Here is a 19,847-nt window from a genome sequence, read left to right on the forward strand (position 1 = left end):
TGAAAAGCCCGGCTCCTGAATTTCAGGCTGTAAACTCATTTCCTCTATGCCAGCAATTTCTCCGCAAGTTCCGTCATAATGACTGATGCCTTTGCAAAATCACTGAATTTTGTAAATTCTACCGGGCAATGGCTTCTTCCATCTTTACTTGGAACAAAAAGCATAACCGCAGGGATCACCTGCCCGATTTCCAGCGCATCATGTCCGGCTCCGCTCGAAAGATACTTATAGCTGAATCCATGTTCTTTACAGCTTTCTTCCATTATTTTCAGCATATCCGCCGATAAATTTACCGATGTAATCTTAAGCTTGTTTTCCATTTCGTAACTGCCTCCCATCAGCTTTACTTCATGGTCCAAAGCAGTACGAATTCTTTTTGCAATGTCACTGATATTATCGTTGTTTCTTGAGCGGATATCCACTGTAAACCCGCACTTTTCAGCCACAATATTCATGCCTCCCGGAATCGTATTGATATATCCTACTGTTGCAACGGTTCCATCCGCTTTTTCTCTGGCCCAGTCCGCTATCTTTGAGATGACTTTGGAAGCAGCATCTACCGCATCCTTCCTCATGTCCATTGGTGTTGTTCCGGCATGATCTGCTCTTCCGTGGACTGTAACCATATATCTTTGAATGCCGACAATACAGTCCACCAACCCCAGTTCCGTTCCTTCCGCATCCAGAACAGGCCCCTGCTCGATATGCATCTCCAGAAAATATCCAATAGAGCCTTCCGGCCATTTTGCCTCTCCGATCTTCTCAGGATCCAATCCATATCCTTTCATAGCGTCATAAATGGAAATTCCGTCGGTATCTTTAAATTTCCCGCAATACTCTGCATCCCGGTTGCCCAGTATTGCTCCGGAGCCAAAATAACCGGTTCCAAACCGCATGCCTTCTTCATCACAAAAGCCAACAACCACAAAATTTCTTTTTGGTGTAATGCAATTTTCCTTCAGCTCCCGTGCAACTTCTATCGCGCATACAATTCCTGCAATCCCGTCAAAGTCTCCACCATTCATTACAGAGTCATAATGAGATCCCATCATAACACATGGAAGCTCCGGATTTTCTCCTTCAAGGACACCTATTACATTTCCTGCCGCATCTTCATGCACTTTTAGCCCTGCTTCCCTCATAACTGTTTTAAGATATTCTACCGCATTTCTGGACTCTTTTGTAAAAGGAAGACGGGTACATCCTTCTCCCGGAGTTGCAGTATACTGTTTTAAACACTCCAAATCTTTGGCGATTCTGCCTGTTACCTCTTCAACAGCCATTTGTTTTCCCTCGCTTATTTTCTTTTATCGTTTTTCATGCAATCGTAAATATACACTTTACAAGGTGAATAAAGCATTGCAGCAACAACAATCGCGAAGCCCACGAGACATAACACCTTACTGGCACTATACAAGCCAATCATTATTGTAATAAATGCAACTATAATTGCAATAAATGCAATGGTCAATCCTCCTGCTTTCGTTTGAAAAAAACCTTTCTCTTTCATTCACACTTGCTTCTTCTTTCTTATGAATTTATTATGAATTTATTATATTCCCAGCAATACAAACAGAAACAATCCGATTACGATTGTAACCGGGACCGTAACCATGAGAATTCTTTTTAGCACTTCCCCTTCACTTCCCAGAATTTCTGCTGTTGTGGTTCCCAGAATAATGTTGCTCGGGCTTACTGCACCTCCGATTGAACCGCCTGCTGACTGGGCTCCTAAAACAGCTGTCGGATCAACCTGCAGCAGATTTGCTGTTGTCATCTGGAATCCGCCGAATAAAATATTGGAGCTCATATTGCTTCCGGTCATAAATGTACCTAAAAGTCCCACAAAAGGTACCAGCGCAATATATACCTTTCCAAGCACGTTCGCAATTCCGTTGGCCAATACAACCGTCTGGCCTGTTCCAGCCATAATTTTTGACATCATTACAAGACCAATGATCGCAATACCAGAAGGCATGGTCATGGAAACGGATTTAACAAATACCCGCTTTGTCCCTCCCTCTTTTATAAAGCCTTTCTTCCTGTAATACAAAAGTCCGGCAACAGAAGACACCAGCAAAAACATGCTTGCATGCGTGAATGGTGCTAATGGGGAAAAACAGCCGCTTGCCGCATTCACGAATCCATATCCGGTCGAAGTCTCCGGAAAAGCCAGTCCAAACTGGAATTGCGCCAGAAACCCGTGAACCGGTTTTACTACGAGAACGGCCAGCGCAATCGCTGACAGCAGAAAATAAGGGACAAATGCCTGTACCAGCGTCATGCCTTTCGGAAGTTGCCCGCCCTCTTGTTTTGCAAATTCCCGATCCATGATCGGACTGTCTTCCAGGCTCCATTCATTTTTATACATTCTGGTTCTCCCCAGAAGAAGTATGACAAGCAAAGACAGGCAGGCCGGTACAAAGCAGGCTATCGTTGTGTTGACCTGCGTAAGCAGAAGTTGCCCTCCGCCTTGTATCAATGATAGAATGATCACTGCTGCCAGCCCCTTCCTTACAGCCTTTCCTCTTCCGTAAAACCAGCATACGACAACTCCCACAGCAATATTCCAGAACCAGATAAATACAGCAGTCCAAAATGCAGTCATCATATACTCTCTGCTTCCTGCTGCCAGACTGACACTCATGACCAAGGAATCCCACGCTGCTCCTAATGTTCCAAAAGTGTTTCCCCATGCCTGTCCAAGAAGGGGAATAATGACTGCCCAGACCGGCTGCACTCCGATTCCGATCAAAAGAGGGGCGCCAACGGCAACCGGAACACCAAATCCGGTAATTCCCTGAAGGAAACCTTCAAACACCCAGCCCATTGCAAGTACCAGCAGCAGTTCATTGGGCAGCAGCTTTCTCATTCCGTCCCGTATTACCAGAAAAGCTTTTGCTTCATCGCCTACCTGATATAAAAGAATCGCTGTCCAGACAATAATCAAAATAATCAATGCATTCCATATGCCCTTCGCACTTTCCGATGCAATCACTGTTAAATCAGCCTTAAAAAAAACAGCTCCCGTAATAATTGTTATAATAAGCCCGACAGGTGCAGCCTCCGTCGCTCCCCACCGGAATTTAATCATCAGGATCAATAATACAATGATCGGCAGAAATGCCATTCCCCACGTAAATATATTAACTGGTATATTCATATCAAAATTTCCTCGTTCTTACTATACATGAATAAGGGTTCCCGTCTTTCCGGTAATTCCGTCCGATGCTTTATCCAGCAGCGTAATTAACGTTTTTCTGCCTTTCCCGGATTCTGCAAACCGGATGGCTGCTTCGACTTTCGGAAGCATGGAACCTTTTGCAAACTGTCCCTGCGCAATACATTCTCTGGCTTTTTCTACTGTCAGGTCTGAAAGCCATTCCTGGTTTTCCTTTCCGAAATTTACCGCAACCTTTTCCACAGCCGTCAGAATGACCAGATAATCAGCTCCTGTCTGCGATGCCAGCAGGCTGCTCACGTTGTCTTTATCAATTACCGCATTCATGCCGACAAGCTTCCCGGCTCTGCTGACAACCGGGATTCCTCCTCCTCCGCAGGTTATAACCACATGCCCTGCGTTCATGAGTGTCCTTATTGTTTCCAACTCCCGGATTCTCTTTGGCATGGGAGACGGTACGGCGATGCGGTATCCTCTGCCTGCATCTTCCATACACCGCACTCCATTTGCCTCATTTTTCTCCGCCTCTTCCTTCGTAAGAAATCTTCCGATTGGCTTTGTTGGATTCTGAAAGGCTTCGTCGTTCTCATCCACTTCCACCTGTGAAAGAATGGTAGAAACCTTTCCATCTATATTGCGCCTGAAAAATTCATATTTGATCGCATTTTGCAGGTCAATTCCTATATATCCCTGGCTCATTGCCACACTGGTCGGCAGAGGTACCTGTTTACAGCCTTCCTGCACCAGGGTAAGGTTATCCATGGCATTTTGAATCAGCCCCACCTGAGGTCCGTTACCATGTGTAACAATAATAGAAAACCCCTGTTGTACAAGATCCACGATAACCCTGGCTGTCCTGGCAACTGCTTCCTTTTGCTCTTCTATATCTTTGCCCAGGGCATTTCCTCCCAGGGCTATTACAATTCTTTTATTTTCCACGGCTTTCTCCTTCATCGAAACCCAGTTTCTTCGCATACGCCGTGATCGCTTTTTCAAAGCATTCCATCGGCGGATGCACCGTCCCTGCTCCTATTTGTCCATATCCGGCAATTTTATGGGCAATTCCTGTGTTGATTACCGGAGTAATTCCTTTTTCCACAACAAGCCTTGCATCAATTCCAAGACAGATTCCCTGGAAATTCCAGTTTGGAATGATAAAGTTCGGATTCCTGTCAACGGTGATTTCCGCCATTTCTGTGCTGGTACGGAGCGCATCTTCATATCCGCCCGCCCCTACGAATCTTGTAACAGCAGGTGCAGCGATCATTGCCATGCCGCCTACCCCAAATGTTTCTGTAATTGCACTGTCTCCCATATCCGGGCAGGCATCCTCGCTGTCATAGCCTGTAAAATACAGCCCCTGCGGAGTATTTACCGGTCCTGTGAACCATTCATCACCCATTCCGGCAATGCGGATACCAAATTCCACACCATTTCTGCACATCGCAGTCACAATCGTACCGTCTGTCAGAGTCCGTGCCGCATCCATAACTGACTTTCCGGTTGCCATCATAATATTCAAGAAGAACTGATCTGTATCTGACAGGAATTTAATAACGTCATAACGATCCTTTTCATCCATTTTCATTTTCGTAATTGCCGGGGCGACTTCTTTCAAAAATGCCAGAGAAGCAGCAATATTTCTTTGGTGGAATTCATCTCCCATGGCAATGGCTTTTGCAATAAGAGGATTTACATTAATTCCTCCTATCTCCCTGATTGCTGTTCCCAGGACCGGTCCAAGGACATCTCTCATCCAGCGGAGTCTGCTTACAACTTCTCCGGAGTATGCGCCGAAACGAAGTACCTTACCAATTCCCTCATTCATGGTACAGTAAGCTTCATTCCCGTCTGTCGTATTTTCCACAACAAACACTGCCATATTCGGAGAGGTAATTCCGCCCATCGGTCCTACTGCCCTTACAGAATGACAGGGAATGAATTTCACTTCTCCGGACTCCAAAAGCTTTCTTGCCTCTTCTTCGGTATCCGCCCATTCTTCAAAAAGAACTGCGCCCACACATGATCCCTGCATCGGGTCCGGCATATCGCTGTAAGCAATCGGAGGACCTGCATGAAGGATGACTTTTCCTTCATTCAATTCAGGAATCACCTCTTTTGCACGGACATTGTCTTTTATAACCGGCTGACTTGCAACGACTTTTGTGATTACTGCACGATTCGCCTCATCGATATCCAGATTTTTATAATTTCTAAGAAAATTCAGAATCTTTATTAATTCCACATTTCCGCCTGCCGGAGGCGTCCAATCGTACTGTACCACTTCACATCCAAACTGCTCTGCGACTTCTGAAAAGCTTTTCAGCCCAAGATTTATAATCTTTGGTTTCTCTGCCAGCATCTGCAGCAATTTTTCTGAAGCCTTTCCCGGAATCACATCCGAAACCTGCTTTGGCCGGATTTCTTTTTTCGGCTCCTCAAAGTCAAGACCAATCGACTGGATAGCCGTACGAACAGCAAGCTTATTTGTTTCGCATACAATAACTCCGGCATCCTTAAGCTTTTTCACCGCATCATCATACCCCTGGAAATCGCTTCTTGTACCGCAGACAGTTGCAATAAAGAAAACTTTTCTGCCTTCTTTCTCTGCCTTATCACGAAGTTCCTTTATTGTCGGAAGCAAAGCTCCTGCCATGTCTGCATGAGATCCATATCCAAGCATGATATCCAGAAGAATTACTCCTGTAGATTCATCATCAATTGCTTCTTTCATGCATTCGATTCTTTTTGCGGGATCAATCATCGGATGGGGCTTGCCCTGTGTATATACATCATCACCCAGATCTACAACGATGTGCCCTCCGGTTTTCAGCATATATCCTTCTGCTTTTTCCGGCGGAATTTTAAGCTTCAACGCATCTTTCATCAGCATAGCAGCTTCTCCGGCAAGCGTTCCGCCTGAGTAATATGCCTTGATCGTCTTCTTCGCTTTTGCAGGATAACATGCGGATTTATCCACATGAACCTCACCTTCATTTACCTTTTCCCCGCGTACCAGACTGACTGCCAGACGGGCTGCTTCATCAAGTGTATATGTATGATAGAAATTCTCCTCATGATATTCCGGTTTTTCTCCCAGGAACAAAGTAATTACCGGTTTCCTGCTGACACTCAGTCTTGCTGAAATTTTTTCTCTGACTGATTTTGCCGGCGGCTTGGAAATTACGATCATGACCTTCACGCTGTCATCATCTTCCATTGCATCGATCATATCCATCATAGTAATACCACCGACTTCCGTCGACAGATCCCGGCCGCCGGTCCCTATGGCGTTTTTTACACCTTCGCCGAGACGGTCAATGATTGTAGTAAGCTCCTGGATGCCTGTTCCGGATGCCCCTATAATTCCAATGGCACCTGGTGTTACACGGTTTGTAAACGCAATCGGCACACCCTGAATAATGCTGGTCCCGCAATCCGGGCCCATAACAACAAGTCCTTTTTCATGTGCCTTTTCTTTCAATTTCTTTTCGTCCTCAATCGTGACATTGTCACTGAACATGAACACGTTCATACCCTCATTTAATGCCCGGTCTGCCTCAAGGGCCGCATAGGCTCCCGGTATGGAAATCACCGCAAGATTGGCATCCGGAAGCTTCTCCAGTGCCTTGTCCCATGATTTTACATTTTCTGCTCCTGTCTTATTTTCTGCAGATGCGGACTGCTTCTTTAAGAATTCCTCTGCTTCTTCCATAATGGTATCAAGCATACTGTCATCTTCCACGTCGGCAACAACAACCATATCATTTGCTGTGGATTCCATTAATTCTTCCGTATCCAGACCGCTCTGCTTAAAAATATCTTTGTTAGCCGGCGTCGCCATCATGACAGAAACTTTGTTTACTCCTTTGATTGTTGATAACTGGTTTGTAAGAAGCATCAGTACCACTGAATCATGATAGCTTCCTTTTTTTACTACTGTTCTTAACATATTGGCATTTCTCCTTATTCTGCAAATCTGTTTTTGTGATCATACCTGTTAAAATGGACCGCATCGCTATTTAAATACTCATAAATAGAATCTACGATTTCAATTCCGCCGGTCTCATAAGCATTGTCCCGTCTCATAACTGCCCTCTCGCCCGGATAGTATACTTTGTTATATCCTTCTGCCGGCGGTATTGCGTTTAACTCATCGCAGGTAACGGACATGTTTTTCTTAAACTCTTCTATTCCTGTAAAACGCTTCGGATCCATAACAATATGCATCTGTCCCAGCTCTCTCCCTTTCGAGCAGTCATGATACATGGAGCTTACATGCTTGCCGAAAGGCACGCCCAGAAGGATTCCCGAAAAAACATCCACCATCATCATAAGGCCATATCCTTTTGGGCCTGCAATCGGAACCAGCGCGTTTACTTTCTTAGGATCTGTTACCGGATTCCCTTTTTCATCTACAGCCCAGGTATCCGGAATGGATTCTCCCCTGGATCTTTTATCCAGAATCTTGCCCCATGCCTGCACCGTGGTTGCCATATCAAATACGACTTTTCTTTCATCCGCCGTGGGCGCTGCAAAAGAAATTGGATTTGTTCCGTAATACGGCTCTGTTCCTCCGGTCGGAACCGCCATTGGATCTGACTGGCAGAAGGAAATTGCCACCATGTCCCGGTCTGCTGCCATTTCCGTATAATATCCCAAAGAACCGCTGTGTGAAATATTACGGATACCAACAACTGCAATACCATTTTTCTCTGCCATTTCAATTGCCTTATCCATTGCCATTTTCACAGCCACATATCCGCATCCATTATCCCCTTCGAAAATAGCAGAACACGGACCTGTTTCCTTAAATTCAAAATGGGGATCTGTTGTAATGCCGCCTTTCGAAATTCTCTCACAATAATACTCTACTCTGACAGCCCCATGAGAATGGTATCCTCTCTCATCCGACCATGTCAGGATTTCTGCTGTGATATCAGCATGATCTTCTTTCAATCCGGATTTCATCAATTTTTTTTTCATTAAATCTTTTAGTTCAGCTCTTAAAAGCTTCATTTCTATTTCCTCACTTTCATAATTAACGGTTAATATGTTACAGCAAATTATGACCAACCAGTTTTTATTTATCTATTATCACTATTTTTCCTTCCCTTTTCAATCAAATAACTAGATAAATGTACTTTTGATTTTTATCCACTTTTGTGATATTGTGATTTCTTTTATCATATTTAGGCATGGAAAAACCGGCTTATCGGTATATGTCAGATACCGATAAGCCGGTTTTCACGGATATATTAATTTTTGCAGCCAATCTTTTAAAGCTTCACATCTCTGTTGCAATCTTTGGAATATATATATGTAAGCTCTTCTTCACGTCCGACTGCATAACATGCCTGGGGGCAGTATGCGTCCATAAATACATAATCGCCTTTCTTTACCGGAACCCAGTCGTTATCCAGTCTGTACATTGCGCTTCCGGAAAGGAAGTACATTCCATGCTCCTGAACATGAGTCTCTATATATCCGTGAGAAGCCCCTAAATGGAATCTCAGAATATGCATATTCATATCAAATCCAAAATCCTCCGCTGCAGGAAGGAAATCCCGGATAAAGCAGTTTTCCATACCTTCATAAGGAGTCCACGGAAGGTTATCTGCATTTCCGGCTACTGTATGAGCGCTGTGTCCTTCCAGCGCTTCATATCTGCGTTTATAGGCAAACAGCTTCGCGTCTTCTTTTCCCGCATTTGCAAAAGATACCGTCTTGCTTACCGGTGAATAAATATACCCGCCTTCTGTAAGAGTCTCTTCTTTGTCTGCGTTTTTCACTTTAACGGAACCTTCGATTACATAAATAAATGTTTCCAGTCCTTCTCCACCGAATGCGGGGTTATTTCCCCCTTCATGGACCGTTACAAGGTAGTCCGCAAAAGAAGCACCCATTGCAGGAGATCCGAGAATCGTAACATCACATTTTTCATATCCCGGAATCGCGTTTTTTACAATCCCGTCCGGTTCAATTAAAACATAATTTTCTTTTTTTACAACGGATCTGGTAGCCAATAAATCATCACGGTAACCCGTTTGCCCGTTTAAATAGCTCATAATTAATCTCCTCACTTTTCTTTTGGTCTGTTCCTGGCAGGCAGCCAATATCTATATGTTCATTATTGCAGGTATTCTATATTATTTCAATTGTAAGATGCGATAAAAGCCCTCCTTTTTTTTATCCACTTTTCCCCCGTTTGTTTATTTTTTAACATTTATTTTTATGCTATAATCTTCTTGTAACAATATGAACGATCTCTTAACAGCAGGAAGGAATTCCAGTATGATTACTCAAAAAGAAATTACGTTGAATGAAACATCTTATCCGGTAAAAGCCACCATATACCAGAATACAGACATCGTTCCCCGGGCATGCGTTTTATACTTTCATGGCGGCGGACTCCTGTACGGATCACGCTTAGATCTGCCTGAATTGCACTTAAACAGCCTTACAGACGCCGGATGCGTGATCATTTCCTATGATTATCCTCTTGCTCCCGCCGTAAAAATCGACTTTATCATAAATAATGTTGTTGATTCCATCAATCACTATGTTAAACATCCGATGCGTTATGCTGCCCGGGAACTTCCCTATTTTCTCTGGGGCCGTTCTGCCGGAGCATATTTATGCCTGCTTGCTTCTGCCAGCGGCCGCCTTCTCCTGCCTCCAAACGGAATCCTTTCCTATTATGGCTACGGCTTCCTGTGCGACAGCTGGTTCAGTACTCCCAGCAAATATTATTGTACTTTGCCGGCAGTTCCTGAATCCTGCCTCCTTGCTGTTTCAGACCGGGTTCATACGGAAGGAGATTTGGATACGCACTACAGCATTTATGTTTATGCCAGGCAGACAGGCACATGGAAATCTCTTTTTTACGATGGACGGGACAAATGTTTCTTTCTGGATTATTCGCTCCGGGCCTGTGATAAACTTCCGGCTCCCTTATTCTGTGCGCACAGTATCAATGATACGGATGTTCCATATTCGGAGTTTCTCGAGCTATGCGGCAAGTATCGGGCAGAGAAATTTATTGTTTCAAGAGCAATGCACGATTTTGACAGAGATGAAACGGATTCTCTTACCGTTCAGCTTCTCAAGGCAACTGTACATTTTTTAGAAATTCATCTTATTTGATTTTTCTGATCAGTGTTCCATACCCCTTTTTCCCAACAAGCTTTCCATCTTCAGCGATAACATTGCCGCGTACAATTGTGCAGACCGGCAGTCCTTTTCCTTTCATTCCTACAAAAGCGGAAATCTTGTTCACATATAGAAGAGATTCTTTTGTAATCTCCCATTCCTTATTTGCATCAATAATGAGAAGATCTGCATCGAATCCTGCTCTGATATCTCCTTTTCTGCCGTAAATTCCAAAAGCTTCCGCCGGTTTTTTTGCCATTGCATTTGCCAGAACAGACGGTGAAATGTTACGTTTCACGCAGCCTTCATAGAAGCTTACCTGGAAACCGCTCTGGATTCCGCTGATTCCGCCCCATACATCAAACACATTCTCGATTTTATTCCCCAAAATCTCATTGTATTTCTCATCATAAGCACATGGGGAATGGTCACTTGCAATTCCGCTGAATGTACCGTCTTCTACATAGGTCCATAATCTTTCGACTTCTTCCTTTGAACGCAGAGGCGGCGCACATTTAAATAAAGGTCCGTTTTTCAGCACATTTTCATCTGTCATACTTAAATAGTGAGAACAGGTTTCTGCTGTGATATCGTATCCTTCCTGCTGCGCTTCTTTGATTTTCTGCGCAACATCCGGACTGCTCACATGGCAGATATGAGTTTTACAGCCTGTTGCTTTCGCAAGTTCAATGACATCAACGGTAGCAATCATTTCTGCAATAACCGGTCTGGAATCCAGAAAGCCCTGCCAGTCAAGTCTGCACTCTTTTTTCATTCTTTGTTCCTGCCATTTAATTGTTGCAAAGTCCTCGCAATGGAAACCGGCACGTCCGTCAAACCCCCGGATAATCTGCATTGCTTCGTATACCTGTCCATAATTCAATGAACTGTAATCGGGTGACACCGGTCCGATAAAGGATTTAAACGCTACACATCCTTTCTCGTCCAGCCCTTCCAGATCCCGGAAATTATCCGGAATCAGACCTCCCCAGAAGCAGTAATCCACATATGCATTCGGAGATACCTTTTCAAACTTTTTATTAAATATTTCCGCATTGGTCATAGCGGGTTCGTTCTGCAGCGGCATATCAATCACGGTTGTATATCCGCCTACAGCAGCAGCGGCAGTTCCATGCCCGTAATCTTCACGCCATTCATATCCCGGATCATTCAAATGTGCATGCGTATCAATTGCACCGGGGAATACATAGTTTCCTTTTGCATCAATTACTTTCTCAGCTTCCGGTTCTTCTCCTGCAATAAGAATTGCTGCAATTTTACCTCCTTTCACCGCGATATTTCCCTGAAAAACACAATCTGTCGTTACAATCTTCCCATTTTTCACTAATAAATCATACATATTTTTTCCTCCAATCCCGATTTTGGTTGATTACTGGCTGGTCAAACATTTTTCATCATTTTAGTTAATAACGCTTCTAAAAACAATGCAAAAAGAAGTGAAATTTCGCTTAAACTTTTGTCCAACATGTACAATTTATGTCATTATGTTTGTGTTTTTCTCAGCCTTTTGCTAGAATACATAATATAAAACAGAAAGAAAAAGGGATCTGCTATGCTCTTCTACATTTCATCCATTGCATCATATTCTTTAAAAATATTAACTTCCGTCACAGAGGGCCATGTACACTCCGTATACCGGAAAACAATAAATCTTCAAATCGGGACCTGTCTGCTGGCATTACAGGCAGCCTCTTCTCCCATATCCCCTGTCAGCCTCATTACCGAACTGGATGCACAATCCATGGAAGCACTTCCTGTTCTTCGTAATCAGCGGGTTAAAATAAGTCCCGGCAGAATATCGATATACGGTTCCGACACTGTTTTTCACTTTTGTTTTTCAAAAGCTCATATATTTGACTCAGAACTATCCTCCGGATCTTCCTCACTATCACGGGATTTACTGAAGTCTGTGCTGGAACGGTCCTCCGCCGGAGGCTTCCGTACTATTTTTGTCCCCTCTTGTACTGAATCCGGCAACAATGAAATGGATCAGGCTCTTGTAACTGCCGCCGCAAGGCAGCGTCTTTCAGCCTGCCATACTTTTATGCATGTTCCGGATTATGACAGAGCCGCTGACGAATTGATTCATTTAATCGGATTAGGCATCGGACTTACCCCAAGCGGTGATGATTTTTTGTGCGGCGTACTGGCTGGCCTGACACTTTCAGGAAATTGGGACCATCCTTTTGCATCAATTCTCAGAGAAAAAATAACAGCGAATCTTCATAACACAAATGATATCAGCCGGACATTTATCTGCTGTGCACTTTCCTCTCACTTCAGCAAACCGATCAAGGATCTGATCCCTCCTTCTTCTCCCGGAGAAATCCTCGCTTCATTTGAAGCAGTGGGCCATTCCTCCGGTATCGATTCTCTCTGCGGAATATATTATGCTCTCTCTCTGGGGCGTGTTTGAAAACTGCTTGTGCCGGGCTGAATGTTCCACTTTGTGGGAGGCAAGAAGCAATTTGTGGGGCGTAGTGGGCTACGTTCCCATCAAAAAAGAAGTCTTCCGTGACAGTTTCTATCACAGAAAACTTCTTATCATATTTCAATCCTTTTCGCCGCGTTTTTTTAAATATTTTGTCAGAACATAGTAAACGATTCCTGCAGGCAAAATGCTTGCCAGCCATGATACATCAATGAAAACAAGCCCTACCGTCACGCCTGCTATCATAGCCCCGATTGCCGCCGGATTCATTCCTTTAAATGATCCTTCCGGATCATAATAGTCACTTAAGTTTACATTCTGCTTTTTAATCATATAGTAGTCCACAACCAGGATCGCGAAAACCGGTCCCAGGACCGCAGAAGAAATCAGAACAAAAAGATTTAATCCAGCCGCGGAAGACTCTTTCACAAGTTCCCAGGGAAAAGTAACATACGCGAGCAGTCCGACAATAACCGCGCATTTCTTCAGCGAAAGCTTCAGAAGATCTACCAGCACATAAATCGGAGGCAGCGCATTATTCAGCATATTTGTGGTAAGCGTTCCGCATACGATACACAATAATGTAACTACGACAATCGCTTTATTCGGCATAATATATGCAAAACCTACAATCGGATTGGCAATTCCGGTTACGCTTGTAACAAGCAGGCCAATCACTCCCATGAATACAACAGCCGGAATCATAGCAAAAGCATATGCTGATCCCCGCTTTACCGGGCCGCATCCAGGTCTTAACTGTCTTACGGAATCACCGATATTTACCAAAAGCGCACAGTTTACACCAATGAAGGATGTAACCGCTCCAAAGAACGGAAGCCCCCATGATCCTTCCTGGTTCACAACTTCTGTTACTACATCTCCATGCATGTTCAGAATCGTGATCAGCATGTAAATCAGCGCTATCATAACAATAGCTCCGCCAATATTATTGATGACTTTGATTCCCTGAAACCCCAATGCAGAAAGTCCGATCTGCAGGGCCTGGAAAATAATGAACCACACGACAATACTGTCAAAACCAATCAGTATTTTACTGATTTCATTGATTGCCGATGCGCCCACCCAGCTCTGAAAGCCATACCATACAATTGCCGGAATTCCTCTGCACAGTGCGGGGATCACGGTTCCTTTAAAGCCAAATGCACCTCTTAACTGCACTACATATGGAATTCCGGTAGTGTAACATAGCTTGTCATTTAACACCATGCATATCACGCACAGGGCTGATCCAAATGCAATTGCAATGATTGCCTGAACAAGATTCAATCCTCCTGAAACCAGGTCAGAACCAAGTGTTAAGTTTGCGGTAGAAACACATCCTCCAAGCCATACAAGCCAGTAGGAAGATGCCTTCATAGTTCTCTTACTCATAGGAACAGGCACCATCCCATCCCGTTTATTGGCTGCATCCACTGCTTTTCCTTCTGTTTTCAGTTCACTTTCTTCCATATTCTTCTCCTTATATATGGTCTTGTCTTTGTGACACTCTGGCGGGCGTGATCAATTTTCCTCCTGAAACTGCTGTGATTTTACCGTCTTTGAAAATTGTTCTGCCACGTACAATCGTCTGTGCAACTTTTCCTTTAAATTTCATTCCCACATAAGGACTCACTTTATGTAAATAGAATAAGGACTCTGCATCCAACACATATTCTTTATCCAAATCCACAATTGCAAAATCTGCATCGTAGCCTGTCCGGATTTTGCCTTTTCCTTCAATATGAAACACCTCATTTACATTGGATGCGGTCAGTGCTGCAACCTTTGTAAGCATAAGTTTTCTATCATGATAGCCATGGGTAAGAACTGCAGAAAGCGTACTCTGGCATCCGGATATACCTCCCCATGCTTTCATAAATTCTTTCTCTTTTAATTTCGGATCGCTGGGAGAATGATCCGATGAAATAAATGTTATTTCACCGCTAAACAATTTTCCCCACATCTTCTGCCGGTTCCCTGCGTCGCGGATAGGAGGAGAACATTTGCCCAGAGTGCCAAGTCTTTCTACGTCTTCGTCAGTCAAAATCAAATAATGGCCGATTGTTTCGCAGGACACATCTACGCCCCGTTTTCTCGCCTCCGTAACCAATTCCACGCCTTTTGCCGTGCTCACATGGGCAATAATAAGTTTACATCCCGTTTCTTCTGCAAACGTGATCATTCTGGAAATACTTTCGATTTCAGTAATCGGCGCGTGGGCTTCAAAATAATCCATAATACCCGTTTTGTTCTGTACATTTTTTAAGTCTGTCATTTTCCTTGTAATTCCGTCATTTTCACAATGAACCATAAGCGGAAGATTCAGTTCTTTCAACTTCTGCATACCTTTGTAAGCCGTATAATCATCAATTCCAGGAAATTCATCGATTCCGCTAAAGCAGGAGAAAGCTTTAAACCCGACAACCCCGCACTCGGCGAGCTCTTCCAGTTTGTCTAAGTTTGTCGGACATAATCCTCCCCACAGACCGAAATCACATACAGAATCTCTTCTTGCAATTTCCAGTTTCTTTTCAAAATTTTCTTTATCAAGTGTACACGGAGAACTGTTCAGCGGCATATCAAAAAATACTGCTCCGCCTCCTGCTGCCAGAGATTGACTTCCGTTTTTTATTGTTTCCCATTCCGTTCTTCCCGGATCATCGAAGTGCACATGTCCATCTGTTGTTGCCGGAAATACGTATTTCCCTGACACATCAATTACTTCTTTCGCATCCTGAGATATTTCTTCGGCTATTTCCGCTATTTTCCCGTTACTTACACCAATATCTGCTTTTTCAATTTTATCTGGAAATACAACGATTCCGTTTCTAATAATAAGCTCCATATTTTTGCCCATTCTGGTTCCTCCTTTTTCGCATTATGCTCATTCTTTTTAATAAATACCGGTAATTTATTGTGTTTATTTGCATTATAGTTATAGTTCTCCCATGTTTCATTGGCATAAAAAGACAAAAAAGAAAAGTATTTTTATCTGCTATAGCAAAAACTGCTTGATCACAACTTCGGTTTTTACTGCTCCAATCCTATCTGCAATCGGAGCGATCTAAAAAGAAAGCGGTGACTGGTGGAGTTTTACCTGCCAGTTGACCGCTTTCTTTTCCATGTACCAATTTATGACTAGCATACATAGGAATTTGCTATAAATATAAAAATGCTGCTCCTCATACATCAGTATAAGAAAACAGCATTTAAAAACTATCTATGAATTTTTATCCGCATATCTGTTCAATAGATTTTTTTCAGTACAATAACCATTAATATGGTTATACACATCAAGAGCCCCTTCTATACAATGTTGCATAATCCAAATTAATTTCTGCTGATGCATTTCACGATTAAAGTAATCATGCGTTATCTCATTGCGTATCAATAGTTCTCGAAGGAATAATTTTTCTGCTTCTGTCTGCCGGAACGCAAAAAAATCAAAACTAGTAACGCAATAACGAAGAGAAGCAGCATTTTTTATTATTCCTTCTTCTTTCCTCATAAATTTAACCAGATCCTTAAACACCTGCGTAAAATCATTTAATTTTGCAGTTACAATATCAATGCAGTCCATTTGGATATCAACATTATCTGTCTTTTCGTATAATTCACTTTTCTGTATCATTCTAACTGCACATTCTTTAAAAAATTGAAGCATTTCACTTATTTGCATTACATTGACCGGTTCTTTTTCAACAGGCGGCTCGAGGTTAAACTCTTTTAAAATATCTTCGTTAAATTTCATACGGCAATCCTCGCCTTAGCCTCTTCCAGTTTAAGCCGGCATTTCTTTTCAAACGCCTCCAGCTCTTTAGGGAAATAATCTGTAAACTGAACCCTGGATTTCAATGGGGCACAGTAAATAGGTGCTTCAATCATAAGATCAATAAAAAATATATCACTTTTTATACCCTTTTTATCAAAATGTTCTTCCAAATACAGAGACAATTTTTTGTACAAGTCGAAGTCTTCTGCATAAATTGCAATATCAATATCACTCACTCCTTCTACATACTGCGTTGTCAAATAACTGCCAAACACGAAAACATTATATCCCGTTTCACCAAACTGGCTTTCCACTTCCTTTTGTAAATCCAGTAGTTCATACAGATGGCTCATCGCTTTATCCTTTGCCGCGTTATCTACTGCCATATTCACCAGAAGCCTCCCTTCTGTGGTTTGTTTATATATTATATCCCATCTAACGCAGAGTTACAACATATATCACATTTCTTACAAACAGCTCTTACAAACAGCAGCAGGGATAAGCTGCTTTCTTCTATTGTTTCACAATAAACGATTTTCTCTTACTCACCACATCAAAAATTACCGCTGCCAGAAGAACCGCCCCCTTTACCACCTTCTGCAGGTTCTGATCCACTCCCATGATACTCATGCCAAGATTTAAAACCCCCATCAGGGCCGCACCGACAATCACTCCCGGTACGGTTCCGGTACCTCCGTATGCGGAAGCACCTCCGATGAAACAGGCGCCGATGGCATCCATTTCATAGTTATTTCCGGCTGTCGGGTTTGCGGAGTTCAAACGGGCCACAGTTACCATGCCCGCCACTGCGGCTAACAGTCCCATATTTAAGTAAGCAAGGAAATATACCTTATTGGTGTCGATACCGGAGAGTCTCGTTGCTTTCTCATTCCCGCCCACCGCGTAGAAATAACGTCCTGTGGTGGTTTTGGAAGAAATATAACTATAAATTCCGATGATCACAGTTACCCAGATGAGTGCATTGGGAATTCCCTTATATCTGGCCAGCTTATACATAAAGAATAAGACAACGGCACTGATCAGACTCATCTTGATTGCCATGCCTCCAATCGGATCCACCCGGTACCCTTTTTGAAGCTTTTTTCTGCGGTTCAAAAGTTCCAGAACGATAAAGATCAGGCAGGCAAGGATTCCCGCCAGAAAGCAGGTCAGGTTAAAGCCCTGTATCCCGAACAGGTCCGGAACATAGGTATTAAACAGGTTTAAAAACGGATCCGGAATGGGGGACAAGGTCATGCCCTGCAGGACCACATTGGATAAACCGCGGAACATGAGCATGCCGGCCAGAGTCACGATAAAGGGAGGGATCCGTACATAGGCGATCCAGAAGCCCTGCCATGCACCTGCCAGAATGCCGATGATCAGCATTGACAACAGGGTCAGATAGGGATTGATTCCCATGGTGATCATCATGCTTCCGCCGACAGCTCCTACAAAACACACCACAGAGCCTACGGATAAGTCGATGTTGCCTCCGGTGAGGATGCAAAAGAGCATGCCGGTAGCCAGAATAAACACGTAGGCGTTCTGCGCAATTAAGTTATTTACATTCTGGGGCAGAAGCATTTTCCCGCCTGTATTGACTGTGAAAAGAATGATTACAACAGCAAGAACAATTACCATTGTATATTTTTTTAATCCCTCAGATAATTTCATCTTATTCTCCATGTTCTACTCACCTTTCCTCTAATTTACCCGTTCTTTCCGGCATACAGGTATCCCCTCAGGGTGTTTATCTGATTTTAAGATACAGGCCATGATTTTCTCCTGGGTCGCCTCGTCCGCACTGACCTCTCCCACCATCCTGCCTTCGTTCATAATATAGATGCGGTCCGACATCCCCAGTACCTCCGGAAGCTCGGAGGAGATCATGATGACAGATTTTCCTTCCGCAGCCAGGCGGTTGATGATGCAGTAAATTTCGTATTTTGCGCCCACATCGATTCCTCTGGTGGGTTCATCTAAGATCAGAATATCCGGCTCGGCAAACATCCATTTTGAAAGAAGCACCTTCTGCTGGTTCCCGCCGCTTAAGTTGCCTACGTTCTGTTCCACACTGGGGCATTTTGTCTTAAGCTTTTCCCGGTAATCCTCAGCCACCGCATATTCCTTATCCTTGTCAATAACGGTATGGCGGCTGACGGCCTGCAAATTGGCCAGGGTCGTATTGATCCTTATGGGATTGCCTAATATCAGGCCATTGCCTTTCCGGTCTTCCGTCACATAAGCCAGCCTGTGGCGTATGGCATCCCGGACCGAATGCAAGGTTACCTCTTCCCCATTGATGCGCACCGTTCCGGAAATGTTAACGCCGTAACTCTTTCCGAATATGCTCATGGCAAGCTCTGTTCTCCCGGCTCCCATCAGGCCGCAGATCCCCACAACTTCCCCTTTTCTGACATAAAAAGAAACATCACTGACAACCTTCCGGTCCGAATATAAGGGATGATATGCATTCCAGTGTTCCACTTCCATGGCTTTGCCGCCGATTTTCACGTCACAGCGGCCTGGGAAACGGTCCACCAGTTCCCTTCCCACCATGCCCTTTATAATGCGGTCTTCCGTTATGGTATCCTTTTTCCGGTCCAGGGTTTCTATGGTCCGGCCGTCGCGGATGACAGTGATCTTATCCGCCACATAGGCAATTTCATTCAGTTTATGAGAAATGATGATGGAGGTCATTCCCTCTGATTTAAATTTTAATAAAAGCTCCAGAAGAGCTTTTGAATCATCTTCATTTAATGATGCAGTCGGTTCATCCAGAATCAGCAGCCGGGCACGCTTTGCAAGTGCCTTTGCGATTTCCACCAGCTGCTGCTTTCCCACACTGATATCCTTGATCAATGTATGGGAAGTTTCCGTAAGTCCCACCGTTTTTAAATATTCATCCGCCTCCCCATACGTTTCGCTCCAATTGATCGCATACTTTCTTCCCTTTTCATTTCCCAGATACATGTTTTCGGCAATCGTCATATAGGGTACAAGAGCCAGCTCCTGATGAATGATGACGATTCCTTTCTGTTCGCTGTCGCTGATACGGTTAAATTTGCAGATTTCCCCATTGTAAATAATATCTCCCTCATAGGTCCCATAGGGATAAATGCCGCTGAGCACGTTCATCAGGGTAGACTTGCCCGCTCCATTTTCGCCCACCAGGGCATGGATCCCGCCCTCCTCTACCTGAAGGTTTACATCATCCAGAGCCTTGACGCCCGGAAATGTCTTGGTTATGTTCTTCATTTCCAAAAGTATTTTTGCCAAGATTGCCC

At 43.7% G+C, this 19,847-nt stretch carries 16 protein-coding genes; 2 read left to right on the forward strand and 14 right to left on the reverse strand.

Annotated elements, in window-relative coordinates; genetic code table 11:
- Positions 1-44: 44 nt before the first annotated feature.
- The 7 genes from BQ9856_RS18375 to allE all read right to left on the reverse strand — a co-directional run bounded on the left by BQ9856_RS18375 (position 45) and on the right by allE (position 9,249).
- Positions 45-1,283: a M20 family metallo-hydrolase gene (locus BQ9856_RS18375; RefSeq protein ID WP_077612319.1), complete on the reverse strand. Its 1,239-nt coding sequence runs from the start codon at positions 1,281-1,283 to the stop codon at positions 45-47.
- Positions 1,284-1,297: 14 nt separating this feature from the next.
- Positions 1,298-1,510, reverse strand: a complete 213-nt coding sequence (locus BQ9856_RS18380; protein WP_077612320.1) for a hypothetical protein — start codon at positions 1,508-1,510, stop codon at positions 1,298-1,300.
- 42 nt (positions 1,511-1,552) lie between these two features.
- Entirely contained in the window at positions 1,553-3,163 is a 1,611-nt protein-coding gene (locus BQ9856_RS18385) for an L-lactate permease (RefSeq protein ID WP_077612321.1), read from the reverse strand.
- A gap of 21 nt (positions 3,164-3,184) precedes the next feature.
- Complete coding sequence (gene arcC, locus BQ9856_RS18390) at positions 3,185-4,135, reverse strand: carbamate kinase (RefSeq protein ID WP_442855546.1); 951 nt, start codon at positions 4,133-4,135, stop codon at positions 3,185-3,187.
- The gene (gene fdrA, locus BQ9856_RS18395) at positions 4,110-7,133 is read right to left on the reverse strand and encodes a DUF1116 domain-containing protein (RefSeq protein ID WP_077612323.1); all 3,024 of its coding nucleotides are present in this window, start codon (positions 7,131-7,133) and stop codon (positions 4,110-4,112) included. Before fdrA ends, arcC begins: the two co-directional genes overlap by 26 nt.
- Positions 7,134-7,147: 14 nt before the next feature.
- Positions 7,148-8,200 (reverse strand): ureidoglycolate dehydrogenase, encoded by a 1,053-nt coding sequence (gene allD, locus BQ9856_RS18400; RefSeq protein ID WP_077612324.1) that lies wholly within the window; start codon positions 8,198-8,200, stop codon positions 7,148-7,150.
- A 260-nt stretch (positions 8,201-8,460) separates the two neighbouring features.
- Complete coding sequence (allE, locus tag BQ9856_RS18405) at positions 8,461-9,249, reverse strand: (S)-ureidoglycine aminohydrolase (RefSeq protein ID WP_077612325.1); 789 nt, start codon at positions 9,247-9,249, stop codon at positions 8,461-8,463.
- A 226-nt stretch (positions 9,250-9,475) separates the two neighbouring features.
- Here allE and BQ9856_RS18410 point away from each other — a divergent pair, with 226 nt between their 5' ends.
- Positions 9,476-10,327 (forward strand): alpha/beta hydrolase, encoded by an 852-nt coding sequence (locus tag BQ9856_RS18410; protein ID WP_077612326.1) that lies wholly within the window; start codon positions 9,476-9,478, stop codon positions 10,325-10,327.
- On the opposite strand, the gene allB (BQ9856_RS18415) is transcribed toward BQ9856_RS18410, so the two are convergent.
- The gene (gene allB / locus BQ9856_RS18415) at positions 10,320-11,693 is read right to left on the reverse strand and encodes an allantoinase AllB (RefSeq protein WP_077612327.1); all 1,374 of its coding nucleotides are present in this window, start codon (positions 11,691-11,693) and stop codon (positions 10,320-10,322) included. The two genes, BQ9856_RS18410 and allB (BQ9856_RS18415), sit on opposite strands and share 8 nt — an antisense overlap.
- A gap of 645 nt (positions 11,694-12,338) precedes the next feature.
- On the opposite strand from allB (BQ9856_RS18415), the gene BQ9856_RS24610 reads away from it, so the two are divergent.
- A complete protein-coding gene (locus tag BQ9856_RS24610) occupies positions 12,339-12,770 on the forward strand; it encodes a DUF2877 domain-containing protein (protein WP_207663105.1) in 432 nt (143 codons plus the stop codon).
- Between the two features lie 135 nt (positions 12,771-12,905).
- On the opposite strand, the gene BQ9856_RS18425 is transcribed toward BQ9856_RS24610, so the two are convergent.
- The 6 genes from BQ9856_RS18425 to mmsA all read right to left on the reverse strand — a co-directional run bounded on the left by BQ9856_RS18425 (position 12,906) and on the right by mmsA (position 19,839).
- Positions 12,906-14,255 (reverse strand): NCS1 family transporter, encoded by a 1,350-nt coding sequence (locus BQ9856_RS18425; RefSeq protein ID WP_077612329.1) that lies wholly within the window; start codon positions 14,253-14,255, stop codon positions 12,906-12,908.
- 10 nt (positions 14,256-14,265) lie between these two features.
- A complete protein-coding gene (gene allB, locus BQ9856_RS18430; RefSeq protein WP_077612330.1) occupies positions 14,266-15,642 on the reverse strand; it encodes an allantoinase AllB in 1,377 nt (458 codons plus the stop codon).
- A gap of 363 nt (positions 15,643-16,005) precedes the next feature.
- Positions 16,006-16,536, reverse strand: coding sequence for a hypothetical protein (locus BQ9856_RS18435; protein ID WP_077612331.1), 531 nt, complete (start codon positions 16,534-16,536; stop codon positions 16,006-16,008).
- Positions 16,533-16,943: a nucleotidyltransferase domain-containing protein gene (locus BQ9856_RS18440; RefSeq protein WP_077612332.1), complete on the reverse strand. Its 411-nt coding sequence runs from the start codon at positions 16,941-16,943 to the stop codon at positions 16,533-16,535. Before BQ9856_RS18440 ends, BQ9856_RS18435 begins: the two co-directional genes overlap by 4 nt.
- A gap of 127 nt (positions 16,944-17,070) precedes the next feature.
- Positions 17,071-18,246 (reverse strand): multiple monosaccharide ABC transporter permease, encoded by a 1,176-nt coding sequence (mmsB, locus tag BQ9856_RS18445; RefSeq protein WP_077612333.1) that lies wholly within the window; start codon positions 18,244-18,246, stop codon positions 17,071-17,073.
- Between the two features lie 18 nt (positions 18,247-18,264).
- Positions 18,265-19,839 (reverse strand): multiple monosaccharide ABC transporter ATP-binding protein, encoded by a 1,575-nt coding sequence (gene mmsA / locus BQ9856_RS18450; protein ID WP_077612334.1) that lies wholly within the window; start codon positions 19,837-19,839, stop codon positions 18,265-18,267.
- Positions 19,840-19,847 lie beyond the last annotated feature (8 nt).

It is taken from the genome of Clostridium sp. Marseille-P2415, assembly GCF_900155545.1.
Lineage (GTDB): Bacteria > Bacillota > Clostridia > Lachnospirales > Lachnospiraceae > Lacrimispora.